The following is a 4,961-nucleotide window of genomic DNA, read 5'->3' as shown; positions in this document are numbered from 1 at the left end:
ACGGCAGTACCACGAACAACCGCCAGCACCCGGTGACCATGACGCAGCGCATCCGACAACCGCTCAACAAGCAGCACACCAGCGCCCTCAGCCCAAGCAGTACCGTCCGCACCCTCCGCGAACGCCTTGCACCGCCCGTCCGACGCCAACCCACGCTGCCGCGAGAACTCCACGAACACCGTCGGCGTCGACATCACCGTCACACCACCCGACAACGCCATATCGCACTCACCACGCCGCAACGACTGCACCGCCAGATGCAACGCCACCAACGACGACGAACACGCCGTGTCCACGGTCACGGCGGGGCCCTGGAGGCCGAGGGTGTAGGCGACCCGACCGGAGGCGACGCTGCCGGCGGTGCCGAGGCCGAGCTGTCCGCTGGGGTCGGCGGCGGTGCCGACCTGGTGGCTGCCGTAGTCGTGGTACATCACGCCGGTGAAGACACCGGTGCGGGTACCGCGCAGCGCGTCCGGCACGATCCCGGCCCGCTCCAGGGCCTCCCAGGACGTCTCCAACAGCAACCGCTGCTGCGGATCCATCGCCGCCGCCTCACGCGGCGAGACACCGAAGAACTCCGCATCGAACTCGGCCGCCTCGTGCAGGAAGCCGCCCTCGCGCACATAGCTCCTGCCCGGCACACCCGGCTCCGGGTCGTACAACCCCTCCGCGTCCCAACCACGATCAGTGGGGAACGGGGAGATCGCGTCCGTACCGCCGGCCACCAGGTCCCACAGGTCCTCCGACGACGCCACCCCGCCCGGGTAGCGGCAGGCCATGCCGACGATCGCGATCGGCTCCCGGCTCGCCGACTCGACCTCCCGCAGCCGCTCGCGCGTGCTGTGCAGGTCGGCCATCGCGCGCCGAAGGTACTCCCGCAGCTTCTCCTCGTTCGTTGCAGACACGGTTCTCCTCTGCGTCATGTCATGGGTCAGGGGTGGGAGCGATTCAGTGGCCGGCGCGTGAGGCGGTCCGGCTCGGACGCGGTCCGGCTCGGACGCGGTCCGGAACAGACACGCTCTGGCTCAGACGCGGTCCGACTCAGACGCGGTCCGGTTCAGACGCGCTCTGGCTCACTGGAAATCGCTGTCGAGCAGATCGAACAAGTCGTCGTCGGAGGCCGACCGGAGGCGGTCGATCACCACATCGCCCGGGCCGTGGGAGCCTTCGCCGGCACTCTGGCCGGGGTGCCCGGCCGAGCCGGCGGTGAGCCCGACCGAACCAGTGGTGTGCCCGACCGAACCAGTGGTGAGCCCGGTCAGCAGGCCGCGCAGCCGGCGCGCGGCACTGGCGCGGGCCTCGCCGTCGTCGGTCGCGGCGAGGCTGCGCTCCAACCGGTCGAGCGCGCTGGACAGGCCCTCGGGACCGGCCGGTTCACCCGCCGCCGGGCCGGCGGGCGCCGCCCGGCCGGCCGCCTCCAGCTCGGCGAGCAGCAGCTCGGCGAGGGACAACGGCGTGGGGTGGTCGAACACGAGCGTGGCGGGCAGTCGCAGCCCGGTGCGCGCGTTGAGCCGGTTGCGGAGGTCGACGGCGGTGAGGGAGTCGAACCCGGCGTCCTTGAAGGAGCGGCCGGCGCCCACCGCGGTGGGGTCCTGGTGCCCCAGCACCGCTGCGACCTCGGTGCGCACCAGGTCGAGCAGGAGGGCCGCGCGTTCGGGCGCGGAGCGCGGCGCGAGCCGGGCCGCCAGTGCCGTGGCCGCGTCGTCCGGGTCGGGCGACCGGCGGCCGCCGTCGGCCGCGCCCCCGGCACCCGGCGCAGCCCCCGCTCCGGGCGTGCTCCCGGCGTCGGTCGGGACGCCGGCGAGATCGCGCAGCACCTCGGGCGGGGCGGTGGCGCGGGCCGCGGCGCGCAGGGCGGGCAGGTCCAGCCGTACGGGCAGCAGCGTGGGCTCGGGCCGGGTCAGCGCCCGGTCGAGCAGTTCCAGCGCGGCCCCGGGGTCGAGCGGGGCGATGCCGGAGCGCCGGATGCGCGCGGCGTCCGCACCCTCCAGTCCGGTGGCCATGCCCACGCCGGTCCACCAGCCCCAGCCCAGCGACAGCGCGGGGTGCCCAGCGGCGCGCCGGCGGGCGGCCAGCGCGTCCAGGAACGCGTTGGCCGCGGCGTACCCGGCCTGGCCGGCGCTGCCCAGCGCGGCCGAGACCGAGGAGTACAACACCATTGGCACCGGCCCGAGTTCACGGGTCAGCTCGTCCAAGTGGACCGCGGCGTCCGCCTTGGGTCGGAGCACGGCGTCGATCCGCTCGGCCGTCTGGGCGGCGAGCACACCGTCGTCGAGCACACCGGCGGTGTGCACCACACAGCTCAGCGGGTGCTCGGCGGGGACGTCGCCGAGCAGGCTGCGGAGGGCGTCGCGGTCGGCGACATCGCAGGCCCGGACGGTGACCTCGGCGCCCAGGGCGGTGAGTTCGGCGGCCAGTTCGGCGGCGCCGGGTGCATCCGGGCCGCGCCTGCTGACGAGCAGCAGCCGGCGTACCTTGTGCCGGTCCACGAGGTGCCGGGCGGTCTCAGCGGCGAGTGCTCCGGTGCCTCCGGTGATCAGCACCGTGCCGTTGGGGTCCAGTGCTTCGACGGGCTCTCCGGCGGTGTCGGTGATGTCAGTGGGGTCGGTGGTGTCAGTGGGGTCAGTGGGGTCGGCTGTGCCGGTACCCCTGCCGGTGTCGGTGCCCCTGTCGGTGTCGGTGTCGGCCACTGGTACGAGGCGGGGGACGGTGGCACGTCCGTCGCGCACGGCGATCTGCGCGGCGTCCGTGGCCGGCAGACCGGGCAGGGCTCGCAGCGACGCGTTCGCGCCGTCGATGTCGACCAGGGTGATGTGGCCGGGCTGCTCGGTCTGGGCGACCCGGACCAGCCCCCAGGCGGCGGCGCCCGCCGGATCGGCCGCGCCGCCCTCAGGGCCGGCCGCTCCCCGGGTGAGGACCACGAGCCGCGGGCCGCCACCGGGAAGGGTGCCGGTACGTGTGTCCGTAGGGGTGTCGATGCCTGCGTCGGTATCGGTATCGGTGGTGGTGTGGGTGTGGGTGTCGGCGGCTCGCGCCTGTACGGCTTCGAGGGCTCGGCTCACCGTCCCGCGCACCTGGTCTAGGAGCCCGCCGACGAGCCCGCCGAGGTGCCCGCCGTGGGGTGCCGTGCGGTCGGCGGTAGCGGTAGCGGTGGCGGTTGCGGTTGCGGTGGCGGTCAGATCGAGGACGAGCACCTCGGCGTCCCTACCGGCCTCCGGCGGCAGCGGCTCGCCGAGCGGCAGCACCTGGGCACGGGCATCGACGCCGACGGCGCGCAGCCCGGCCGCGGTGGCCTCGGCCTCCGGCCCGACGACGGCCCAGCGCGCGGCGGTGGGAGCGGGTACGCGCCCCGGGAGCGGCAGCCAGTCCACGCGGTACAGGGGCGCGGCGGGTGCGGCGGGAAGCCGGTCCGCGGCTATGCGGCGCAGCGCGAGGGAGCGCGCGGCGAGCACCGGGGCACCCTCGCCGTCGACCGCGGCGATCGACACCGCGCCGCCGCCGGTGGCGGCCACCCGGACCCGGAGCGTGTGTCCGCCGGCGCCATGGCGCTGGACGTCGGTCCAGGAGAACGGCAGCAAACCGTGTCCGCCGTCGTGCAACGGGTCGAGCAGCGCGATCGGATGGAGGGCCGCGTCGAGCAGGGCGGGGTGCACCCCGTAGCGGGCGGCGTCGGCGGCGTGCTCGTCGGACAGCCGCACTTCGGCGAAGAGTTCGTCGCCGCGGCGCCAGGCCGCGCGCAGCCCGCGGAAGGCGCCTTCGTAGCGCACTCCGGCCGCGGCGAAGAGCGAGTACTGACCGGCGACGTCGAGGGGTTCGGCGCCGGCTGGCGGCCAGGCGCCGGCGAATTCGGCGAAGGCGCCGCTTGGTTCGTCGAAGGCGCCGGCGAGTTCGTCGAAGGCGCCGGCGCCGGCCCGGTCGGTCGCTTGCGAGTTGTCGGTCGCGCCGGCCCGGTCGGTCGCGTGGGGGAGGTCGATCGGGGCGAGCAGACCGGAGGCATGCCGGGTCCAGCCGTGGTCGCCCTTCTGCGCCGCAAGGTGCCGGGAGCCGGTGGAGTACGAGGGGTGGGCGACGGGCTCGGGTCGAGAGTGGAGGCTCACCTCACGGGCGCCCCCGGGACCGGAGCCGGGGGCCACCACGACCCGGATCTGGAGCGGGGTGTCCGCGACCCAGGTCAGCGCGGTCTCAAAGGTCAGTTCGGCGACGCGGGGCAGCCCGATCCGGCCTCCCACCTGGAGCACCATCTCCAACAGGGCGGCCCCGGGGACCACTCCGCGGCCCCACACCAGGTGGTCGGCGAGCCAGGGAAGGTCCGCGGCGGAGATCCGGCCTGTCCACACCTCGGTGTCGGCACCGGGGAGTTCCACGGCGGCGGCGAGCAGCGGATGCTCCACCGCCCGCTGACCGGCGGCCGACACCCCACCGGTCGTGGAGCGCGGCGGGGACACCAGCCAGTAGCGGTCCCGCTGGAAGGGGTACGTGGGCAGGTCGACCCGCCGGGCGGCGGGCCCGGAAAGGTCGGAAAGGGCCGACGGCACCGGGAAGCCCCGGGTGTGCAGCGTGGCAAGTGCGGTGGCGAACGTCTCGGCCTCCGACCGATCACGACGCAGAGCAGACACAAACGCCAGATCACCCTTGTTGCTCTGGCCACCCGCATCGTCCGCATCGCTCGTGTCATCCGCATCGCTCGCATCGCCGTCGAGGCACTGGCTGGCCATCGCCGTCAACACCGCATGAGGACCCAACTCCAAGAACGTGTCCACACCCAAAGCACGAGCCGCCCGCACCCCATCAGCAAAACGCACAGCCTCACGCGCATGCCGCACCCAATACTCAGGAGTCGCCAACTCACCGATACCGGCAACCGCACCAGTCACGTTCGAAACAACCGGCACACTCGGCTCGCGATACTCCACCCCAGCAGCAACCCGCCGGAAATCCTCCAACATCGGATCCATCAACCC

General features: G+C 74.0%; 2 protein-coding genes. Both read right to left on the bottom strand.

Annotated features, from left to right (window positions below; genetic code table 11):
- On the bottom strand, positions 1-857 hold an 857-nt coding region (locus AB0C96_RS42890; protein ID WP_362925718.1), incomplete at its 3' end, for a polyketide synthase.
- Positions 858-1,073: 216 nt separating this feature from the next.
- Positions 1,074-4,946: an SDR family NAD(P)-dependent oxidoreductase gene (locus AB0C96_RS42885; RefSeq protein WP_362925716.1), complete on the bottom strand. Its 3,873-nt coding sequence runs from the start codon at positions 4,944-4,946 to the stop codon at positions 1,074-1,076.
- Between the last annotated feature and the right edge of the window lie 15 nt (positions 4,947-4,961).

Source organism: Streptomyces sp. NPDC048506, from assembly GCF_040651315.1.
GTDB lineage: Bacteria > Actinomycetota > Actinomycetes > Streptomycetales > Streptomycetaceae > Streptomyces.
Note: the sequence above shows the minus strand (reverse complement) of the source record. Positions and strands in the feature narration are given on the sequence as shown.

Bases quoted from the DNA above. Each gene is read 5' to 3' on its own strand.
- AB0C96_RS42885 (WP_362925716.1), bottom strand. From the start codon at position 4,946: ATGTTGGAGGATTTCCGGCGGGTTGCTGCTGGGGTGGAGTATCGCGAG.